This window comes from Turicibacter sp. T129 (assembly GCF_025594975.1).
Taxonomy (GTDB): Bacteria; Bacillota_I; Bacilli_A; order MOL361; family Turicibacteraceae; genus Turicibacter; species Turicibacter bilis.
On record NZ_JAMQUU010000007.1, the window covers coordinates 1 to 21,086 of the forward strand.

A 21,086-nucleotide genomic window follows, 5' to 3' on the forward strand; every position below is an offset into this window, starting at 1 on the left:
GATTAATAACAAGATTAAAGTGATTAAACGCATGGCCTTTGGATATCGTAGTTTCTATCATTTCAAAGCTAGAATTTTGATTATCCATAAGTACACCTTTGAACAAAAAAATAAAAGGAATCAAACTGCTCAACGAGCAGCTTAATCCCTCACGATTACAGGTATAAAATTTCTTCACCCACACTAGTTGACAAAGAGCCATTTATTCTTCATAAATTCATAACTAACGTTTAAATTAATAAAGTAAACATCTTTATGATAGGAAAGTTATGTTATGAAAAAGAAAATAACTATTCTAACACTTTTGACATTAATAGCTTTAGTTAGTACTTGTAGTCATAAAAATACTAATATGACTAATCAGTCTCTTGATAAAGTAGTAAAAGAAAGCTGGATTGTTATCATTACTAAAGATTTAAAAACTGATCGTGAATTAGTCTTTGAAGGTGCATTTAAAAAAGGTGATGAAGTGGTTCCACGTCTACTGGCTTTATATAACCAAGATGAAAATCATGTTAAAACTACTTCTTACACTTTAACGCCTCCTAACTAAAGCTACATTCAAACAAGATGGCTCTCGCATCAAAGGTGAAACATTCAAAGGATATGTTTACGTGGAATATAATAACTTTGAATTAGTTGATGGAAATATCTACTTCAAAACACAACAAGCTAAAGATAGTCTTAAGCTAGATAATACATCAAAAGTAATGGGTAATACAGAAGTTAAATAATCATAAATAAAAGAGCTATGAAAAAATAGCTCTTTTATTTATTTAAGTATTGTTCTAAAATCCAATTATTTTCATAAATTTCCGTTGCAGCTTCAACACCAACATAACGAATATGCCAAGGTTCATACTGATATCCAGTTTCAGATTCTCGCCCTTCTAAATAGCGAATAATATAGCCAAATCGATGTGCATTGTCTTTTAGCCAAATTCCCTCAGCTGTTTTACCAAATTCCGTTGTTAATTGTCCATTGACACTATCAGCTGTCACATCAATCGCTAAACCTGTTTGATGCTCGCTATGACCTGCTCTTGCACTAAAACGATCCGCAGCTTCTTGCCCATTTTGATCAACATATCGTTGATATAATGAAACTTGTGTTTCGTATGAACGATAGCCACTTCGTGCTAAAAAGATTAATCCCGCTTCTTGTTCTGCTGCACTGAATAATTGTTCAAGATGTTGTGATGCTTCTTCACGTAAATAAATAGTTTTATTTTGTTCATGCCCAAGTGCCAAAACATTTGGGAGCACTAAGTCACTTGGAGCATAACTTGAATCTAATGCATAATTTTTATTCACTAATACGAGTTTTGAATCTCCATTTGAGACTGTTATAACATTTTCATAAAACGAACTTTCCAAGTCTAACTTAGCCTGTTGTTGTGCTAGTCGTTCCTCTTGTCGTTTTTCCTCGGCTAAACGTTCTTCTTCTAAAAGCTTTTCTTTAGCCAGTTGATCTAAGTGTGCTACAGTTGCTACCTCATTCGTTTGATAGAACGATTGTGAGTATAATTGTTTTCCGACTGAATCTTGACGACTTTGTCCAAAAATCGTCATGTTCTTACTTAGACTTATTCCAATTGTAATAATAAACAATCCCAAAAGAGATCCAAATTTAATCATTTTTTTCTTCAACTTCATACGCTCCATGAATTAATAACCCTATCCCATATATATTTTATATAATTTTAGTATATCACAATTCTGTTTAAATCGTTCAAATTATCCAATAATTCAGAGCGAATTTCGATAAAAATATCGTTTGATATCGTTCTATCGACATTGCATCATAAAAAGGGAGCTATATTAGCTCCTTTTAGTTCAGATTATTTTCTTCAATCTGATCTTCATTAGTCGATGGTTTTTGTAAAGAAGAAATTAAATCAATTAAATTAATTCCTGTTAAAGATTCTACCACCTCTGGAACTTCTGAGATCATCTTAGTTACATTTTGAGTCACTTTGGCTGCTCCGTGCCCCCCACCATTATCAATGATGACCATCTTCTCAGTTTGCGATAATGGATCTGCGATATTTTTTGCAATATCAGGTAACTTCTCAACAATCATCTGTACAATTGCTGCTTCTCCATATTGTTTATAAGCTTCAGCTTTTTCACGCATGGCCTCTGCCTCTGCTTTCATCGCTTCCGCAAGTGCCTGACCTTTTACACGAGTCGCTTCTGCTTCAGCAGCACCTTTAATTCGAATTGATTCTGCCTCCGCTTCTGCATTTTTGATGATAGCATAACGTTGTGCATCCGCTTCTTGTTGTTCTTTATATTTTTGAGCCTCTGCAACTTTTTTAACAGTTGCTTCAAGTTCTTTTTCTTGTTTGATTGCTTGTTGCATCGCGATTTCCGTTTGACGTTGCTCTTCAAATAACTGTGTATTTTTTAATGCTTCAATGACGCTCTTTTTCACAATATTTTGTTCCACTTCATAAGCATAATCAGCTTTCGCTTGGGCTTTTTGCTCCTCTTCTTTATAAGCTTGGACACGTAATTCTTTTTCTTTTTTTGCTAATGCAATCTCAGTTTCAGCTTTTAATTGTGCCTCAGTCCCTAGTCGTTTTGCTTCTGATGTTTTTTGCATACGATCTCGTTCAGCCTCTGCTTCAGCAATCGCTGCATTTTTCTTCACTTCAGCAATTTGTTTTGCTCCTAATGCTGTTAAATATCCTTTGGTATCATCAATGTCACGGATTGTAAATGTTTTAATCTCAAGCCCCATCTTATCGAGATCAGCCTTGGCAACATTCTCCACTTCATTTGCAAACATTTCGCGATCTTTATAAATTTCCTCAATCGTCATTTTAGAGACAATTTCACGTAGTTTTCCCTCTAATACATCTTGTACCGTTTCTTTAATGACATTAATCGTTTCTTTTTCACGACCCGTGTTAAACTGCTCTACGGCTAATAAAACACTTTTAGGATCCGAATTGACTTTAATAATAGCGACCCCATCTGTATCAATTGGAACCCCATTACTATCTAATGATTCATGTGTTTTAACCTCTACCTTAATATTTTCTAAAGAAATACGTGACGTTTGTTCAAGATAAGGAATGACAATTCCTCCACTCCCACTAATCACACGACGCTTTAATCCAGTGACAACAATCGCTTTATCCTGTGGTGCCTTTTTCCACAACATCAATAAAATAATGATAGCTACAGCTGCTAGCACAATCCACCCGATATAAGGTAATAAGGCATTTAACATTATATGTCCCCCTCCTATATGTCCTTACAATAATCATATGACTTTTTTACTTAAATAGAACAAAAGGACACTAAACTTATTATTTAGTGTCCTTTTCTTATTTATTTTTCTAGCATGATATTTAATACTTCAATATCCGTTTGTTTCATTCCTTCTCGTCCTAAACGTCCATATGCTTCAATGGTTTGTTCAATTGTTGATTGAACCATTCCACATTTCTCATCAAAAGCAACCCCACGCATTGCTAAATAATGGCCCATAATTGCAGCATCTAAACTTGAGGCAATTTTAGCTGCGCATGAAGCCTTAGCCCCATCACAAACAATTCCTGCGATATTCGCTAATGTATTTGTAATCGTATTTTCGATTTGTTCAAGTGTTCCACCTTTCATGTATGTTAAAGCCGCGCCACTTCCACAAGCTGCACTTACAGCGCCACAATAGGCGGATAAACGACCAATAAATGTTTTTTGATGAATGGTTACTAAACTCGCTAAAATTAATGCACGATACATCTCATCCTCTGTTAATCCTTTATCCTTAGCATAAATGATTGTTGGTAAGGAAGCTGTCATTCCTTGATTTCCACTTCCTGATGTCGTCATAACTGGTAAACTACATCCACACATACGAGCATCTGATCCCGCTGCCGCATAAGCTTTCATTTTAGATTTGACGTCATCACCGTAGCAATCTAAAATCATTTGACCCACATTGACACCATATTGATTTTTTAATCCTTCTTCAGCAATCGTTAAATTATAGTTAATTTGTTGTTCTAACATATCCTTTAGGTCTGTTAAATCAACGGTTTGCGCAAATTCTAAAATATCTGCAATATTTAAAACGGAACGGTCAGCTAAGGCAGAATTAAAATCTTCTTTATTAAAAGATTTTTCTAGTAAGACTTCTCCATTTTTCTCTAAACGACTAATATTAGTATGCGTATGAATTAACTCAACTAATGACGACTGATCGCCGTTTATCATCTTTACAATAATATGTAAATTTGCATCATTTTCAATTAATTTAACTTTACATAACTTAGCTTCTAATAGTGATGCAACTTGTTTAATTTGTTCTTCATTAACATTTTCAATAACTTCTAATCCTTTTGATGAATCTCCAGCAACTGCGCCGGTAATGGCACTTGCTTCAATCCCTGTTAAGTTTCCGGTATTTGGTACGACAACTGATCTAGCATTTTTAATTATATTCCCACTACATTCAATAATAATCTGCTCTGGGAAATCACCTAAAATTTCTCTTGCTTTTGCACTGGCATAAGCAATTGCAATCGGCTCTGTACAACCTAAAGCAGGAACTAATTCTTCTTTTAAAATTGTAAAATATGCTTGATAAGTTTCCTTTGTTACGGCCATAGAATCCTCCACTCCTACCTATTAGGTATTATGTCTAAAAGTCTACCCTACTCCCCCATTTTATCAAATTATCCTTTTATTCTCCACTTATAAATCACAGGACTTTCGCTAAAAACGGTACTATTTTTCCAAATAAATGTATTCACATTTTTTGCTTATAATACTTTGATTCTTTGTAAAAATTATGATTAATATTTCCCTTTTCATCGGTCATTCTTTTGCCTATGAGATTATGAAATGAACAATTAATAAATCAATTACTTCTCTTTAAATATTTCATACGAAAGATTGTTGACACCCCTTTAAGTTAGGCATATAATTTTAATATCTCATTATCTAGTTTGAAATACTATATAATACAGTTTGGAGGATTAGTTATGAACAATTTCATTAGGGAGCCAATTAATGGATTGACCCATTTAGCAGGAGCTATTTTATCTTTGATCGCCTTAATTGCGATGATTGTTAAGGTCGCATTGGATAATCCAACCGTTATTGGATTAATCGCGGTTACCATTTTTGGGGTTAGTATGATTTTACTTTATGCAACATCAGCTACTTATCATATGGTCATCTCTTCAGATACAGTCATTAACTTTTTACAAAGGCTTGACCACAGTATGATCTTTGTTTTAATTGCTGGTTCATATACTCCTTTTTGCTTAATTGCATTGAATGGGAAATCAGGATGGATTCTATTCAGTATTGTCACTTTAATTGCGATTTGTGGGATTATTTTCAAGCTTGCTTGGTTTAATTGTCCTCGTACACTATCCACATCTATCTATATTGTTATGGGATGGCTAGCTGTATTTGTATTTAAGCCGCTGCTTACTTCATTAAGTGGTCCTGGCCTATTCCTCTTAATTATTGGAGGCGTTCTATATACGATTGGCGGAATCATCTATGCCATTAAACCAAAATGTCTTACTTTTAAGCATTTAGGTTTCCACGAGATTTTTCATATTTTCATCTTGCTCGGTAGTCTCTATCATTTCCTTTGCATTTATCTATATGTTATCTAGCAAATGGGGATTCCATTTGCTTTTTTTATTAGGAAGATAAATTTAATACTATCTATATAGAAACAGATGAATAGCTTCCATTTACCACATCAGAATTAAAAAATTTACACAGTCTCACAATAAAACCAACCAATTTTTCACAATGGAAAAAATTGATCCTTGCTTATATATTAATCAAACCAAATGAATGACTTTTTAATTAAACAAAAGAAAAGACTGAACCGAGTCGGTCCAGTCTTAAATTGAATAAGAGAGCAGATTATTCGCAATCACAATCGTCTTTACGATCGTATTCGCGTTCACGTTCACGGCCACATCCACATCCAGCAAGTTTACACCAGTCTTCATTGCGACGACCATGATCATAACGATTTTTTTCTTTAATAACTTTTTTCTCAATTACATATTCATGATCAAAATGATGATTTTCAACTTCTTTGCAAACAACTGGTACAATGTGTTTTACACAATGACGGAAAGATTTTTCTTCTTTGCAATAAACAGTTGGTTCAACAACAACTTTGCATCTTTCTTTGCGTTCGCATTCTTTTTCACGACGTTGTTTTTTGCATTGACATTTTTCTTCTTCGAAGTAGTCATCTTCTTTGTCAAAGCATTTTTCTTTTTTATCAAAACATTTTTCTTTTTTATCGAAGTAGTCATCGTCTTTTTCGAAGTATCTATCTTCTTTTTCTTCTGGATACCATTTTTCTTCTTTATCCATGCAACGTGAATAACCATATTGTTTCATAATTTATGTCTCCTTTAATGTCAATAATATATTTTCTGCGATTATTGCTCATCAATAAATTGACCTTTCTGACAAAGATTTTTCATTTGCCGTTGACCATGATGATAATAATGTACCTCTCTTTGTTTGATTGGTTTGTAAATATACTGATGATAGTAATAATGATGTTCAACTCTTGTTACGATAACTGGAATGTCACATCTTATAGAGTCAGAATGTTTGACTTCTAGTAATTCATTCTGAGTAGGCTCAAATGTTTGAACGGAAGGATCAAATGTTTTGATTTCGTTCACATTATTTTCTACATTATAAGAATTCCATCTTTCCATTTCACCGCCTCCTTTCCTTTTCCTTTGAGCTTACAGTATAATATATTAATAACTTCAAATTTTGTTAGGGTTATTTTCTTATTTTATTTAAAAAGTTAAAACCTAAAAAAAGCACCTCTTACATAGAGGATGATGCCAAAGAGTATACCATTAAGTTTTCATCTTAAAAATCATAAAAACATAAAAAAACCTGAGTAAAAAACACCAAAGTGGCCTATTTTCTCAGGTTTTTTTAGTCTTTTAAATTCGATAAGAATTACCTCTTCAATCCCTTCTTTAAACAAAGAGATACTTTTATCCAATACCATCCTCTATAACATATAACCTTTTAAAGCCTAAAGCTTCTAATTGAATGGCTACAGTTTTACTACGATAACCTTTATCACAATAAATAACAATAGGTTTATCTTTATACTTTTCCAATTCAGGAAGGTGCTCATTAAGTTCTCGCATTGGAATATTAACTGCATTTTCTAAATGAGATTGAATGTATTCCGTATTATTTCTAACATCAATAATGACAATCCCTTTTGTCTTAGTAATTAACTGTTCAGCCTCTTTTTGAGAAATATACTGGATTGAAGGAAATTCTGAAACAGCCTGACTCATAACCGGTTGAATCGCTTCATGTTCTAAAATAGCTAATATCATTAAAAAAATAAAAACTAAACAAAACGCAAGCTTCCCAACAAATTGTCTCATATTTGTCACTTACTTTCTTTATAGATATTATTAGTATTTAGTTATCTTTCAAATCTATTCTCCAATCTAAAAAAGCCTAAAGATTATTTCTCTAGGCTTTTTGCTTAATCATATTTATAAAATAGCGATGAAAACTTGTATCTTTTGTTAACTCTGGATGAAATGAAGTTGCTAACATTTGCTTTTGTTGACAAGCTACAATATGATCATTGACTTCTAATAAAATGTCAACATCAGATTTTACCTGAGTAACATATGGCGCTCGAATAAAAACTAAAGGGATTTTATTCGAAGAAATCTTTTCTATCTCAACTTCTGTTGTAAAGCTTCCTAATTGTCTTCCATACGCGTTTCGCTCAACAGTAATATCCATGACTCCAAGATGAACGGTCGGGTCATTTTCTAAAGATTTAGCCAATAAAATCATTCCCGCACATGTTCCCCACACAGGCATTCCATTTAGTATTCGCTCCTTTAATGGTTGTAATAAGTTAAAATCTCTTAATAACCGTCCAATAGCCGTACTTTCTCCACCTGGAATAATTAAGCCATCGATTTCATTAAGTTCATCAAGGTATTTAACTTCCTGAGCACATACATCTGGGATTTGATTTAATAACTCGAGATGCTCAGCAACAGCCCCTTGAATTGCTAATACTCCTACCTTTATCATCTTACCATCCTCGTTTTGCATATTGCTCATGTTCTGGTAATTGACGAACATCAATTCCACTCATTGCTTCTCCTAAACCTTCTGAAACCTCTGCAATCACTTTAGGATCATTATAGTAGGTTGTTGCTTTCACAATTGCCTCTGCACGTTTTTGTGGATTATCAGATTTAAAAATCCCAGACCCTACAAAGACACCGTCACATCCTAATTGCATCATTAATGCTGCATCGGCAGGTGTCGCGATTCCTCCCGCTGCAAAGTTTACAACTGGTAACTTTCCATGTTCATGAACGTAGCAAACTAAATCATATGGTGTCCCCATATTTTTAGCAATAGTCATTAATTCTTGCTTACTAGCTGCTTGAATTTCACGAATTTCTTTATTCATTGTACGCATATGACGAACCGCTTCAACAACATTTCCTGTCCCAGCCTCACCTTTTGTACGAATCATTGACGCACCTTCCCCAATACGTCGTAATGCTTCTCCTAAGTTTTTAGCTCCACAAACAAATGGAACATCAAATTCAGTTTTATCAATATGGAATTCATCATCTGCTGGTGTTAAAACTTCACTTTCATCAATATAGTCAATTTCTAACGCTTCTAAAATTTGCGCCTCAACCAAATGGCCAATACGTACTTTCGCCATAACAGGAATACTAACTGCTTCCTGAATTTCACGAATCATTTTAGGATCTGACATTCGTGCAACTCCACCTTGTTTACGAATATCAGATGGAACACGTTCTAAAGCCATAACAGCTACTGCTCCTGCTGCCTCAGCAATTTTTGCTTCTTCAACATTTACAACATCCATGATAACTCCACCCTTTAACATCTGAGCCAAGTTTTTATTTAATTGATAACGATCATTCATTTTTCAAACCCCTTTACATTATGTTTACTATCTCCTATAATAACTGTATCGAAACAATTTCGAATAACGTTAGATAGTTCACTTAATTTATACCAATTTTATCCTATTAGTGTCAATATAAAATAAAAAGGAATGATAACAATGTTCCCTGTACCGATACACTTAGATAAAAATAATGCTAATCCAATGTATATGCAATTAGCTAATCAAATAACTCAAATGATTCATCAAAAACAACTAGTTGCCAATACTCCACTCCCTTCAATTAGAAAACTGGCTTCTCACTTAGGCGTTAATACAGTTACGATCGTCTCTGCCTATAAACAGTTAGAAACGAACGGTCTAGTTCAGGCTAAAAAGGGAAGTGGCTACTTCATCATTGAAAAAGCACCCAAAACTTCAACTCATGTTCTAGATATACCAATGAAACAAATGACTCAGCAACAGATTCATTTACGTGCAAATGAAATTAACTTTGCAAGCGCCACCCCAGATCCAAGTATCTTCCCTATTACTGCTTTTAAAAATTATTTAAATATTGTTTTAGATCGTGATCAAGGTTATGCCTTTGGGTATCATGAAAGTAATGGATATGAACCATTACGAGAAAGCTTAAGTCATTACATGAAACGCCATCATATGATTAATATTGCTCCTGAATATATTCAGATTGTATCTGGAGCGCAACAAGGAATTGATATCATCGGGAAAGTGTTATTAAATTCTGGTGATACTATTATCGTTGAAAATCCAACCTATACAGGAGCCCTTGCTGCTTTTAAATCACGAGGTGTTCTAATCAAAGAAGTCTCTCTTGAACAGGATGGATTAAATCTTGAAGAACTGGAACACCTTCTTCAAACACATCATCCTAAATTACTCTACCTGATGAGTAAGTTTCAAAATCCATCGACTATTTCCTACTCTCAAGAAAAGCTTAGACGAATTATTAAACTAGCTGAACAATATGATTTCTATATTGTTGAAGATGATTCAATGGCTGAAATCTGCTATGATTCATCTATAGCTAAACCCAACTTTATATCACTTGATACTTATCATCGAGTAGTTTATATTAAAAGCTTTTCTAAACTCATGATGCCCGGCCTTCGAATTGGATTTATCGCAGTTCCACCTCAATTATCCACATTGATTATGAATGCTAAACATCATACGGACATTTCATCATCTGGTTTAATTCAGAGAACTGTTGATTTATATTTACGCGAGGGAGATTGGGATCAACACATTGAACAAATGAAAGCAATTTACAAAAGAAAATATACACTTATGTTAAACGGTTTAAATTCATTAAAAAAATATGGGATTAGTTTTTTAGAACCAAATGGTGGCTTACATTTTTGGATCAAATTACCTTCTTATATTCAATCAAAAGATTTTTGTAAAGCCTGTCAAAGGCAATCTTTATTAATTATGCCAGGCTCTATTTTCAACGCTAGTCAAGACACTTCAACCGAACAGTATATTCGTTTAAGTTTTGCTGCCTGTAGTGAAGAACAGATTGTGCAAGGAATATCTATCTTGGAGCAGATTCTTGATTCATTCAATTTACCTAAAAAGATGACAATTCTTCCTCTAATATAATTTCTTATAAAGTGATGACACTTTTCTTTATTGACAACACATTAAATTATTGTAATAACAAAAAACAGATACTTTTATTACAATAATTGGATTTATCATCAACATATCTCATTCGTTTCGTGTTAATATATAAGAAAAACACTATGAGGTATAGTTATGAATCAAATTACACTTGAAAATATTATGTTAATCTGTCAAAAATGTTTTTCCTACCTAGATGCTAGAATAGATGATCACCCGTCTCAAGTAGCCTATTTATATTGGCGATTACTAGATAATAGAGGGACTTATTCTAAAAAAGAATTATATGATCTAGTTACCATTGCTTTACTTCATGACATTGGTTCTTATAAAACCAAAGATTTTGATAAATTTCTAAATATTGATTCACCTTCATATGATCATGCTATTTATGGAGCATTATTCATTAAACATTTTTCCCCCATCTCGCATTTATCTGATATAATTTTATATCATCATTCAGATTACGAGAGCTACGAATCTCCATATAAACCTGAAACATCCCTTCTTTATTTTATCGATCGAATGAGTATTTTCTTTAATTATAGCTGGCAAATTGAAGATTTCTTTCTCTCACTAAATACAGAAATCGATAGTCAATTCATTTCAGAATTTCACGAAATTAATCGAAAGGAAAACTTAATAGACAATATTCAAACAGGTTATTTTAAACAATTGCTTCGTAATTTTTTTGCTAAGTCAATTCAATCACCCGAAAATGCCATTAAATATTTATCTATGATTAGTTATACGATTGATTTACGTAGTGAGTGTACGGTCTTACATACGATTATGGTATCAGCTATTTCAAATTTTTTAGCCCAAAAGATGAATTATAATCATAGTATGGTTCAAAAAATTTCATTAGCAGCAATGCTTCATGATATTGGAAAGATTTCTACACCAATTAATATTCTCGAGAAACCAGGAAAGTTAACTAATGAAGAAATGGAGATTATGCGAGAACACGTTACTATTACGTACGAAATTTTAGAAAATTTAGGAAGCCGAGACGTTCAAGAATATGCGTCTTATCATCATGAAAAATTAGATGGGACAGGCTATCCTTTTGGTTTAAAAAAAGACCAACTATCTATTCCAGCTAGAATTATTATTGTTGCTGATATTATGGGAGCATTAATGGCCGCTAGAAGTTATAAAGAAAGCTTCCCAAAGGATAAAATTATTAATATATTATCTGAATTAGCAGCTCAATCAAAGATTGATCAATCGTTAGTCGATCTTGTAATTGATAAATATGACGATTTTTGTCAATATCTCTCATCTCTGTCGAATCCATATCACAAATTCAAAAATGAGTATATGAGCATCGTTACAAAGATGTCCCCATAAAAAAATTCCCGGAGAATTATTTCCCGGGAATTTTTTTATTAAAATAACTTACTTAATTCAAAAATTTTATCGTCATCATATAATTTAAATTTTAATGGTGTAATCGTAATATAACCATTCTTAATCGATTTAACATCAGTCTCTTCTGGTTGATCAATATCGATTAATGGACCTGATAAACGATGTCCTCCTTGTTCTTCGACATAACACTCATCATAACGACTAATACCAACAGTTGCAACTTTGATCCCTTTAGGTTCTTCTAATGAGGGAAAATTAATATTAATTGTCGTATCTGTTAATAATGTTTGTGATAATAACTTTTCAAAAATGGCTGGAAAATATGACTTCACAATATCAAAATTTGAGTTAGTTGTTGAAATTGCCATGGCAGGATAACCACATAAATTAGCTTCAATAGCACCTGAGACCGTTCCAGAATATAAAACATCTGTCCCCACATTTCGCTCATCATTAATTCCTGATAAAATTAAATCAGGCTTTATTTTTAAATGTGCTAAAGCATACTTTACACAATCAGCAGGCGTACCATCTACACCAATCGCTAAAGTAGCTCCTTTAATCGAATCAGGATAAGACTTTAATGGGCGACGCATTGTGATTCCATGACCAACAGCACTATTATTAGTATGTGGAGCTACAATATAAACCTCACCATAATTAGAAGCAATTTGTGCTAATGTATGAATTCCTGGAGCTTTAATACCATCATCATTTGTAATTAAAATCTTCATTTTATCATTCCTTAATGTTTTTTTGCCAATTCATCTAAGTCTTGAATCATTTGATCAATCATATCCCAACTATTTACACGAGCACCAGCGGCTTGAACATGGCCACCTCCACCATATTTTTTTGCAACCTCATTTACAGCAGCTCCACTCGAACGTAAATTTACTCGAATATCATTATTTTCTTTATCTTCTACAAAGAATGCCCAAATTTTTATTCCCTCAATATTCGCTAGTGTATTAACTTGTGAAGAAGCTGAATTTTCATCTATATTAAGTTCTCTTAATTTTTCATCTGTTAATTTAAGATAACCAACACCCTTATCTGTTTCTTCAAAGTTTAATAAAGCATACCCTTTAAAACGTATCATCGACTTAGATTGTGTGTACATATTTGAATATAAGTCAATCATATCAAAATCATATTTTAATAGTTGTGCTGCATAACGTAAAGTTTGCTCACTTACTCCACGGAATAAGAAGCGCCCTGTATCCGAAACAATTCCATTAAATAGGCAACGTGCCCCATTATCATTAATTTCTAAATTATTTTCAATTAATAAGCTTGTAATCATCTCACAAGTTGATGTATATGATGTATCAATCCATTCAATATCTGCATATTCATCTGAGAATGGATGATGGTCAATCTTAATCTTAAATGCTCCTAACTTCCAACGTACATCTGAAATGCGTGCTGCATTTGATGTATCAGTAATAATAACTAATGAACCCTCATAAACTGAATCTTCAATCTTATCTGTTGTCCCTACATATTTTAGGTAATCTAATTCTTCACCAACTACATATACCTTTTTTTCTGGAAAACTTGTGCGAATTAATTCCGCTAATCCAAATGATGAACCATATGCATCTCCATCAGGAATAACATGACGATGAATAATAATTGTATCAAATTCTTCAATTTTCTTAATAATTTGTTGTTGAATTGTCATAGTTTTAATCCTCCTTATTTTAAATTATAAAGAAAAATAGAGGTAGAAGTCCACCTCTATTTTGTGCATTAAAAATAGTAATTATTTCAAAGAGTTAACAGCTTCTTGAATCGCTTGTTCTGGAGATACTCCACTTAATACAACCGCTTCAACAGCTTTTTCAGCTGCTGTACGAACATTGTATGAAGAATATGTATCTTTGAAGAATGAAGGATCATAGAAGTAATAATCAGCTTGTTCTGGTCCAACTACTTTTGTTTGATCATTAGATTCAGCTACGTATTTTTGATATGCATCAGAAGCAATAACTGATTCACGAATTGGTAAATAAGAAGTTGCTGTTGCAAATGCTAAGTTTCCTTCATATGAAGATAAGAATTTAGCAAACTCATATGCTGCATAAACCTCTTCTTGTGATTTATTTTGATTGAAAACAACAACATTTGTACCTTGTTGGATAACCGCACCTGTTTCTTTAGAGATTTGAGGAATTGGAGCAATACCAACTTCAAAGTCAGCTGTTGCAATATGTGAGTATCCAGCAGATGATCCAGTGTACATATAAAGCAATTCACTCATGAATGGTCCTGAAAGATATTTATCTTCACCTGGTAAACGCCAGTAACCAGCATCAGCATTACGTTTTAATAACTCTAAAGCTTCAATCGCGTATTTAGCTCCATCTTCAGCGAATAAGATGTCTCCATTAGAGTTTGTATACTGTCCACCGAATTGTTGTACCATTGTAATGAAGTAGTTTGCTGGTGCATCAATACCAAATGCAGTTTTTCCAGTTAATTCTTTGATTTTAGCAGAAACTTCTTCTACCTCATCCCAAGTTGTTGGTACTGTTAAGTTATTTTGATCAAAGAATGTTTTATTGTAGTATAGAACTTCTGTTGATTTATTGAATGGTAAAGAGTAGAACTTTCCACCTTCATATTGGCTATTTTCATCACGATAAGATTTAATGATATCATCAAAATCATTAATTCCAACTTCTTCATTTAAGATATAAGGATCTAATTCTACTACATTTCCTGATTGTAAATACTCAGCAACCCAGTCAGGATATGCTTGAGCAATAGCTGGAGCTGAACCTGATTTTAAAGCAGCTGTTGTTTTCGTTTTTAAATCTGTGTATTGACCTTGATATACAGGTTTAACAGTAATTCCTTTATCAGCCCCAATTGTTGTATTGAACTGATTTACTAACGCATCAACAGCTTCTTGATTTGTTCCTGCCATAGCATGCCAAAATTCGATTGTTACAGGACTTTCAATTGTTGTTACAATCTCAGTTGATGATGGTGCCTGTTCTTTTTTATCACTTGAACAAGCTGCTAATGTTGTTACACCAGCAACAAGTGATAAAGATGTCATTAATTTCTTCACTTTTTAGTCCTCCTATTCAATTAGCATTGAATTATGTATGTATAAAAGGATTATTTCCTTTAATACCCGCTATTAGCTATTTTTTTCTTAGCATATCATTACCCTTTTAATCCTCCACGAGTAACTCCACTAATGATATATTTCTGTAAGAATAAATAAATGATGACAACTGGAATAATGATAATTGTCGCTGCTGCCATTTGTAAATGAACTTGTGAACCAGATTCATTCGTAAAGTGAGTTAATCCAATAGTTAAGACACGCATTTTATCATTATTTGTAATTAATAATGGCCATAAGAATGCATTCCAACTTGCAATGAAGTTTAAAATTGCAATTGTTACAATCGCACTAATGGTATTTGGAATCATGATTTTCCATAAGTATTTCCAATCACTACATCCATCAATCTTCGCTGCTTTATATAGCTGTTCCGGAATTTGCATAAAATATTGTCTCAATAAGAAGATATAAAAGACATTTGCAATATAAGGAATAATTAATCCTTGGAACGTATCAATCCATCCAAAAGCTGATACCGTTTGATAGTTTTGAATAATTAACATTTCACCTGGTACCATCATTGTTGCTAACAATAACGTAAAGATTGTATTACTTCCATAGAATTTATAACGAGTAAATGCAAAAGCTGCAAAGATCGTAACAAATAATGTTAAAACTGTATTTCCAACAGCTGAAATAACTGTATTTTTGAAATAAATATCAAATGGAGCCATCTCCATTGCTATTTTATAGTTTTCAAACTGAGCCACATTTGGTAATAACTTTGGTGGCACAGCGATTGATTCTGAATAAGTTTTTAAAGACGTTAAAATCATGAAAATAAATGGGAAAAGCATAATAATTGCTCCAAGTGATAGCGCAACGTAAATTAACACTTTAGCCCATACTGATGTAACCTTTTTTGTATTACTTTCCATTGAGCACACTCCCTATTTATAATGAACTAATTTTTTACTTACTAACATCTGAATTCCTGTGATAATTAAAATAATCACAAATAAGATGATAGATGCAGCGGCTGCTTTATGAACTTGAGATGATCCGTAGAACATGTCATAAATGTAATATACAACGGTCATACAGCTGTTAGCAGGTCCTGGCTTCCCACCGAATAAAGCGAATACTTCATTGTAAACTTTAAAACTTCCGATAACTGATGTAATCGTTAAGAAGAATACTGTTGGTGATAATAAAGGTAAGGTAATACGAGTGAACACTTTCCATTTTGGTGTCCCATCGATTTGAGCCGCTTTATAATATTGTGGATCGATATTTTGTAAACCTGATAGGAAAATAACGATTTTAAATGCTAGTCCACTCCAAATATTAAAGATAATTAATGCCCAAATCGCCATGTTTGGATCATTTAGCCATTGAATAGGCTCTATACCAAACATACTTAAAAATTGATTAATATAACCAAAATCACTATGGAATAGCCAACTCCATACAATCCCAATTGCAATTACTGATGTGACATAAGGTAAGAAATAAATCGCTTGGAAGAACTTACTTGCCTTAATCCCAGAATTTAATAATAAAGCAATAGCCAATGCAATAACCATTGATACTGGTACGGCAATAACAACAATTAAAAAAGTATTCAATAATGCTTTTTGGAAGTTTGGATCAGATAATACAAACTTGAAGGTTGATAATCCGAATCCAGTTCCTTCATCTGTATAATAGTTATATTTTTCATAGAATCCCATACGGAATGACATTATTAATGGATAAACTACGAAAATCAAAGTAATGACTAAAGTTGGTAATAAATATAAATACCCTAAGAAATTTTGTTTAATCGTAGTTTTAGTCGCATTTGATAGATTGGTTTTATTTTTCATAATTTCCACCTACCCTAAACGATGACCTGAAGTTGTATCAAATACATGGATTGCTTGTGGTTTCACAGTTAATTTTACAACATCTGAAACATTAACTTCATTATCAGAATCAATTAAGCAACGGACACTTTGTCCCTCGATGTCAACTGTCATTAACTTATCGCGTCCAATAACTTCTACCATTTTCACTGTTGCATTAATTCCTTCTTCTTGTGATAGGCGCCATGATTCTGGACGAACTCCGACAACTACATCTCCATTAGCTACTTCAGCGTCTCCTAAGATTGACGATCCAATGAATACCTTTCCATTTTCAACTTTTCCATTCATGAATCCCATAGGTGGTGTTCCCATAAACGATGCCACGAATTGGTTAGCTGGTTTACGATACATTTCTTGTGGAGCTTCTTTTTGCTGTAATACTCCATCTTTCATTAAAACAATGGCATCTGTAATACTCATTGCTTCTTCTTGATCGTGTGTTACGAAGATAGTCGTGATTCCTGTTTCTTGTTGGATACGACGAATTTCTTCACGTGTTTCTAAACGTAAGCGAGCATCTAAGTTAGATAATGGCTCATCTAATAGTAAAACGCGTGGTTTTTTTGCAATAGCACGAGCAATAGCAACACGTTGTTGTTGTCCACCAGATAACTCTCCTGGCTTACGATCCATTAAATGTCCGATTTGTACTAAATCAGCCATTTCCTGTGCAATCTTTAATGCTTCAGCTTTAGGAACTTTGGCATTCTCTAATGGGAACATAATATTTTGACGTACTGTCATGTGTGGATATAAAGCATAGTTTTGGAATACTAAACCAATTCCACGTTTTTCAGCTGGTAAATCTGTAACATCTTCATCACCAAAATAAATACGACCACTTGTTGGTTTTTCTAATCCCGCGATCATATAAAGTGTTGTAGATTTCCCACACCCAGATGGTCCTAAAAGTCCTGCCAGTGTACCATCTTCAATTGTAACATTCAAATTGTTAACTGCTGTAAAATCGCCAAAGCTTTTCGTAATGCCCTCTAATCTTACTTCCATCGAACTAACCTCCAAAAATTATGCATCCTTTTACGACTCATTTTATAGGGATACGTTTAAAATTTTATTGTTTTTTTTGCATGATAGATTTTTTTGCATTCATTTAGTATTCTAAAGAATAATGTTAGTTTAAGTCAATGAAATTCCGGTGAAAAATTAAGATATTCATCAACTCCTGTCGAATTCTGTTAACTAATACCACTTTCTCTTACAATTATGTCCAATATCTCGATTATTATGAGGTTAGCAAAAAATTTTATTAACTCTTTTTCAAGACTCACACTTTCGCCTAAAAGTAATAGGATATCTTAGACCGAGAATTAATAATTCGGCGATAAGGAGGTTTCCTATGAAAAGTTTTAAACGCTTGTTTACATTTTTTAGTTTAGTGTTTTTATTCACTGGTGTTCTAGTTGGGTGTCAGCAATCATCGGAAGAATTAACAAAAATAAAAGTAGCCGAAGTCACTCATTCTGTTTTCTATGCTCCACATTATGTCGCTATTAGCGAAGGATTCTTCGAAGAAGAAGGACTTGAAATTGAATTAATCAATGCTGGCGGGGCAGATAAAGCAATGGCAGCTCTAATTTCTGGTGAAGTACAAGTTGGATTTATGGGGCCTGAAGCTACTATTTATGTTTATAATGAAGGCGGAAAAGATCAACCGATTAACTTTGCTCAAGTGACTCAACGAGACGGTAGTTTCCTAGTTTCCAAAAATCCAAATCCTGATTTTAAATTTAGTGATTTATCCGGTTCTGAAATTATCGGTGGACGTAAAGGTGGCGTTCCCGAAATGACACTTGAATATGTGCTTAAAGCAAACGGTCTTGATGCACGTCCGGATGATGAAACGGCAGAAGTCAATGTTCGTACAGATATTTCATTTGATGCTATGGCAGGTGCATTTACAGGTCTTGATGCTGAATACGTTACTTTATTTGAACCATTAGCTACAACAATGGAGCAACAAGGTAAAGGTTATATCGTTGCTTCAATCGGTGAACAAACTGATAACATTCCTTACACTTGCTATAGTGCAACTACGTCTTATATCGAGGCAAACAGCGACACAATCCAGGCTTTTACTAACGCTATTTATAAAGGTCAACAATGGGTAGCCTCTCATACAAGTGAAGAAATCGCCGAATCAATTCATGAATTTTTCCCTGATATGGAACTAAAAGATTTGGTCACTGTAGTTGAACGTTATCGTTCAATTGACGCTTGGGCTGAGGATCCTGTTTTAGCAGAAGAGAGTCTTAATAACTTAATGGACATTATGCAACTTGCAGGACAATTAGATAATCGTGCACCTTATGAAGCAATCGTGGATACGAGCTACGCTGAAAATGCTATTGCCAACATAAAATAATAATTTAGTAAAAGATTTGGTTCTTACTATACAGAGCTAAATCTTTTTATTTTACCGGCATTAGGTACAGTTTCTTAGTAGATTAATATTATATAGTATGACATATACGCAAAATGGAGGTGGCTTTATATGTCAACGATATTGGATATGAATCATGTGTATAAGGATTTTTATTCATTAGATGAAGAACGACAAATTCTTAAAGATATTAATTTCTCTGTGGAAGAAGGAGAAATCTTAGTTTTACTTGGACCTTCAGGATGCGGGAAATCAACGATCTTAAATATCATTTCTGGTTTACTTGAACCAACTCAAGGTTCAGTTGATACTCATGGAAAAAAAATCGGATATATGTTTCAAAAGGATCATTTATTCGAATGGCGGACTATCATGAAAAACATCACATTAGGACTTGAAATTCAACATAAATTAACCAATGAAGCACAGGAAGAAATTAAACGACTATTAGAGATTTATGACTTATGGGATTTTAGAAACAACTTTCCAAGAGAACTTTCGGGAGGAATGAAGCAGCGGGTTGCTTTAATTCGGACACTTGCGTTAAATCCAGATATCCTACTGTTAGATGAGTCATTTTCTGGTCTGGATTATCAGACACGTCTAATTGTGACCGATGATATTTATAAAATTATTAAAAATGAAAATAAAACAGCAATCTTAGTGACACATGATATTTCAGAAGCCATTTCTTTAGCCGATACAGTTGCTGTTCTAAGTCATCGTCCAACAACGATACAAAGCGTCCACAAAATTACTTTAACCCTTGAAGGGGATAAAACACCTTTAACAGCAAGATTAGCTCCTGAATTTAAAGATTACTTCGACTTGTTCTGGAAGGAGTTGCAAAATGATGAAGAAAGAATTTAAAGGATCTCCTGGATATCTTAATTATTTAAAAGGAATAAAAAAAGAAGCGTGGCACATTCACTTGCTTCAAGTCTTATTTTGTATTGGTTTTTTAATCTTATGGGAGCTTTTAGCGAGCTACGGATTTATCGATGACTTCTTTTTTAGTAAACCATCAGCTATTTGGAACTTACTAATTAAGTATATCGAGAATGGAGAAATCTTTAGACACTTAGGAATCTCATTATATGAAACACTCGTTGGATTAATAATAGGGACACTTGGTGGACTATTTATTGCCATTTGTCTCTGGTGGTCTGACAAATTAGCAAAGGTTCTTGATCCATTTCTCGTTGTCTTAAACGCTCTTCCTAAAACTGCTCTTGCTCCTATTCTAATTGTTTGGGTTGGGGCCAGTGTAAAAGGGATTGTTGTGATTGCCGTAATTACTTCAATTACAGTTACCATTATGTCTGCTTATAATTACTTTACAACTGTTGACGAAGAAAAGATCAGACTAATGAAAAGTTTTGGTGCAAACAAGTGGCAAATTCTCACTAAACTCGTTCTTCCTGCTAACGGAATCAATATGATTAATCTTCTTAAAATTAACATTGGGATGACTTGGGTTGGGGTGATTGTTGGGGAATTTATTGCCTCACGTGCCGGAATTGGTTACTTAATTGTTTATGGTGGACAAGTCTTCAAACTTGATATCGTTATGATGGGAGTATTCGTTTTAGCTATCTTTACACTCATTATGTACCAAGGTGTTAGTATGCTAGAAAACTATTTAAGAAAAAAACAAAGTGCTAAAAAATAATTAAAAGGGTGATTCAGTATAGAGAATCACCCTTT

22 protein-coding genes are annotated in these 21,086 nt (G+C 33.4%); 8 read left to right on the forward strand and 14 right to left on the reverse strand.

The features are described 5' to 3' along the window. Together NEH75_RS00625 and NEH75_RS00630 are read left to right on the forward strand one after the other, a co-directional pair. Positions 1-145, forward strand: a 145-nt coding sequence (locus tag NEH75_RS00625) for a transposase (protein WP_262948324.1), incomplete at its 5' end; no start/stop codon positions are given. 129 nt (positions 146-274) lie between these two features. Beyond that, positions 275-553, forward strand: coding sequence for a hypothetical protein (locus NEH75_RS00630; RefSeq protein WP_237252631.1), 279 nt, complete (start codon positions 275-277; stop codon positions 551-553). Positions 554-768: 215 nt separating this feature from the next. Here NEH75_RS00630 and NEH75_RS00635 read toward each other — a convergent pair whose 3' ends face one another. The 3 genes from NEH75_RS00635 to NEH75_RS00645 all read right to left on the reverse strand — a co-directional run bounded on the left by NEH75_RS00635 (position 769) and on the right by NEH75_RS00645 (position 4,623). Next, positions 769-1,665 carry a D-alanyl-D-alanine carboxypeptidase family protein gene (locus NEH75_RS00635; RefSeq protein WP_055304863.1) on the reverse strand — a complete coding sequence of 299 codons (897 nt, stop codon included), beginning with the start codon at positions 1,663-1,665 and terminating at the stop codon, positions 769-771. Between the two features lie 166 nt (positions 1,666-1,831). Beyond that, on the reverse strand, positions 1,832-3,241 hold the full coding sequence (locus tag NEH75_RS00640; RefSeq protein WP_055241898.1) for a flotillin family protein: 1,410 nt from the start codon (positions 3,239-3,241) through the stop codon (positions 1,832-1,834). 101 nt (positions 3,242-3,342) lie between these two features. After that, a complete protein-coding gene (locus NEH75_RS00645) occupies positions 3,343-4,623 on the reverse strand; it encodes a serine dehydratase subunit alpha family protein (protein WP_055304861.1) in 1,281 nt (426 codons plus the stop codon). A 377-nt stretch (positions 4,624-5,000) separates the two neighbouring features. Here NEH75_RS00645 and trhA point away from each other — a divergent pair, with 377 nt between their 5' ends. Further along, on the forward strand, positions 5,001-5,648 hold the full coding sequence (gene trhA / locus NEH75_RS00650; protein ID WP_055241902.1) for a PAQR family membrane homeostasis protein TrhA: 648 nt from the start codon (positions 5,001-5,003) through the stop codon (positions 5,646-5,648). A 259-nt stretch (positions 5,649-5,907) separates the two neighbouring features. On the opposite strand, the gene NEH75_RS00655 is transcribed toward trhA, so the two are convergent. The 5 genes from NEH75_RS00655 to pdxS all read right to left on the reverse strand — a co-directional run bounded on the left by NEH75_RS00655 (position 5,908) and on the right by pdxS (position 8,983). Then, positions 5,908-6,399, reverse strand: coding sequence for a hypothetical protein (locus NEH75_RS00655; RefSeq protein WP_055241905.1), 492 nt, complete (start codon positions 6,397-6,399; stop codon positions 5,908-5,910). Between the two features lie 41 nt (positions 6,400-6,440). Then, a complete protein-coding gene (locus NEH75_RS00660) occupies positions 6,441-6,728 on the reverse strand; it encodes a hypothetical protein (RefSeq protein WP_055241907.1) in 288 nt (95 codons plus the stop codon). Positions 6,729-7,022: 294 nt separating this feature from the next. Continuing rightward, positions 7,023-7,430, reverse strand: coding sequence for a rhodanese-like domain-containing protein (locus NEH75_RS00665; protein WP_055304859.1), 408 nt, complete (start codon positions 7,428-7,430; stop codon positions 7,023-7,025). A gap of 91 nt (positions 7,431-7,521) precedes the next feature. After that, positions 7,522-8,103: a pyridoxal 5'-phosphate synthase glutaminase subunit PdxT gene (pdxT, locus tag NEH75_RS00670; protein ID WP_055304857.1), complete on the reverse strand. Its 582-nt coding sequence runs from the start codon at positions 8,101-8,103 to the stop codon at positions 7,522-7,524. A gap of 1 nt (position 8,104) precedes the next feature. Next, a complete protein-coding gene (gene pdxS, locus NEH75_RS00675) occupies positions 8,105-8,983 on the reverse strand; it encodes a pyridoxal 5'-phosphate synthase lyase subunit PdxS (protein WP_055304856.1) in 879 nt (292 codons plus the stop codon). 141 nt (positions 8,984-9,124) lie between these two features. Here pdxS and NEH75_RS00680 point away from each other — a divergent pair, with 141 nt between their 5' ends. Beyond that, on the forward strand, positions 9,125-10,588 hold the full coding sequence (locus NEH75_RS00680) for a PLP-dependent aminotransferase family protein (protein ID WP_055304853.1): 1,464 nt from the start codon (positions 9,125-9,127) through the stop codon (positions 10,586-10,588). A 156-nt stretch (positions 10,589-10,744) separates the two neighbouring features. Then, positions 10,745-11,962 carry an HD domain-containing phosphohydrolase gene (locus tag NEH75_RS00685; RefSeq protein ID WP_055304851.1) on the forward strand — a complete coding sequence of 406 codons (1,218 nt, stop codon included), beginning with the start codon at positions 10,745-10,747 and terminating at the stop codon, positions 11,960-11,962. 38 nt (positions 11,963-12,000) lie between these two features. On the opposite strand, the gene surE is transcribed toward NEH75_RS00685, so the two are convergent. The 6 genes from surE to NEH75_RS00715 form a co-directional block, all read right to left on the reverse strand. Next, entirely contained in the window at positions 12,001-12,717 is a 717-nt protein-coding gene (gene surE, locus NEH75_RS00690; RefSeq protein ID WP_055241926.1) for a 5'/3'-nucleotidase SurE, read from the reverse strand. Between the two features lie 11 nt (positions 12,718-12,728). Next, positions 12,729-13,670, reverse strand: a complete 942-nt coding sequence (locus tag NEH75_RS00695; RefSeq protein ID WP_055304849.1) for a DHH family phosphoesterase — start codon at positions 13,668-13,670, stop codon at positions 12,729-12,731. Positions 13,671-13,751: 81 nt separating this feature from the next. Further along, the gene (locus tag NEH75_RS00700) at positions 13,752-15,065 is read right to left on the reverse strand and encodes an ABC transporter substrate-binding protein (RefSeq protein ID WP_055241930.1); all 1,314 of its coding nucleotides are present in this window, start codon (positions 15,063-15,065) and stop codon (positions 13,752-13,754) included. Positions 15,066-15,163: 98 nt separating this feature from the next. Beyond that, positions 15,164-16,006: a carbohydrate ABC transporter permease gene (locus tag NEH75_RS00705; protein WP_055241931.1), complete on the reverse strand. Its 843-nt coding sequence runs from the start codon at positions 16,004-16,006 to the stop codon at positions 15,164-15,166. A 12-nt stretch (positions 16,007-16,018) separates the two neighbouring features. Next, positions 16,019-16,936: a carbohydrate ABC transporter permease gene (locus NEH75_RS00710; RefSeq protein WP_055276051.1), complete on the reverse strand. Its 918-nt coding sequence runs from the start codon at positions 16,934-16,936 to the stop codon at positions 16,019-16,021. 9 nt (positions 16,937-16,945) lie between these two features. Continuing rightward, on the reverse strand, positions 16,946-17,986 hold the full coding sequence (locus tag NEH75_RS00715) for an ABC transporter ATP-binding protein (protein ID WP_055304847.1): 1,041 nt from the start codon (positions 17,984-17,986) through the stop codon (positions 16,946-16,948). Positions 17,987-18,335: 349 nt separating this feature from the next. On the opposite strand from NEH75_RS00715, the gene NEH75_RS00720 reads away from it, so the two are divergent. The 3 genes from NEH75_RS00720 (at position 18,336) to NEH75_RS00730 (ending at position 21,051) form a co-directional block, all read left to right on the forward strand. After that, the gene (locus tag NEH75_RS00720; protein ID WP_055304845.1) at positions 18,336-19,361 is read left to right on the forward strand and encodes an ABC transporter substrate-binding protein; all 1,026 of its coding nucleotides are present in this window, start codon (positions 18,336-18,338) and stop codon (positions 19,359-19,361) included. A gap of 129 nt (positions 19,362-19,490) precedes the next feature. Continuing rightward, the gene (locus tag NEH75_RS00725; RefSeq protein ID WP_055241940.1) at positions 19,491-20,249 is read left to right on the forward strand and encodes an ABC transporter ATP-binding protein; all 759 of its coding nucleotides are present in this window, start codon (positions 19,491-19,493) and stop codon (positions 20,247-20,249) included. After that, positions 20,233-21,051, forward strand: a complete 819-nt coding sequence (locus NEH75_RS00730; protein WP_082411216.1) for an ABC transporter permease — start codon at positions 20,233-20,235, stop codon at positions 21,049-21,051. Before NEH75_RS00725 ends, NEH75_RS00730 begins: the two co-directional genes overlap by 17 nt. Positions 21,052-21,086: the final 35 nt, after the last annotated feature.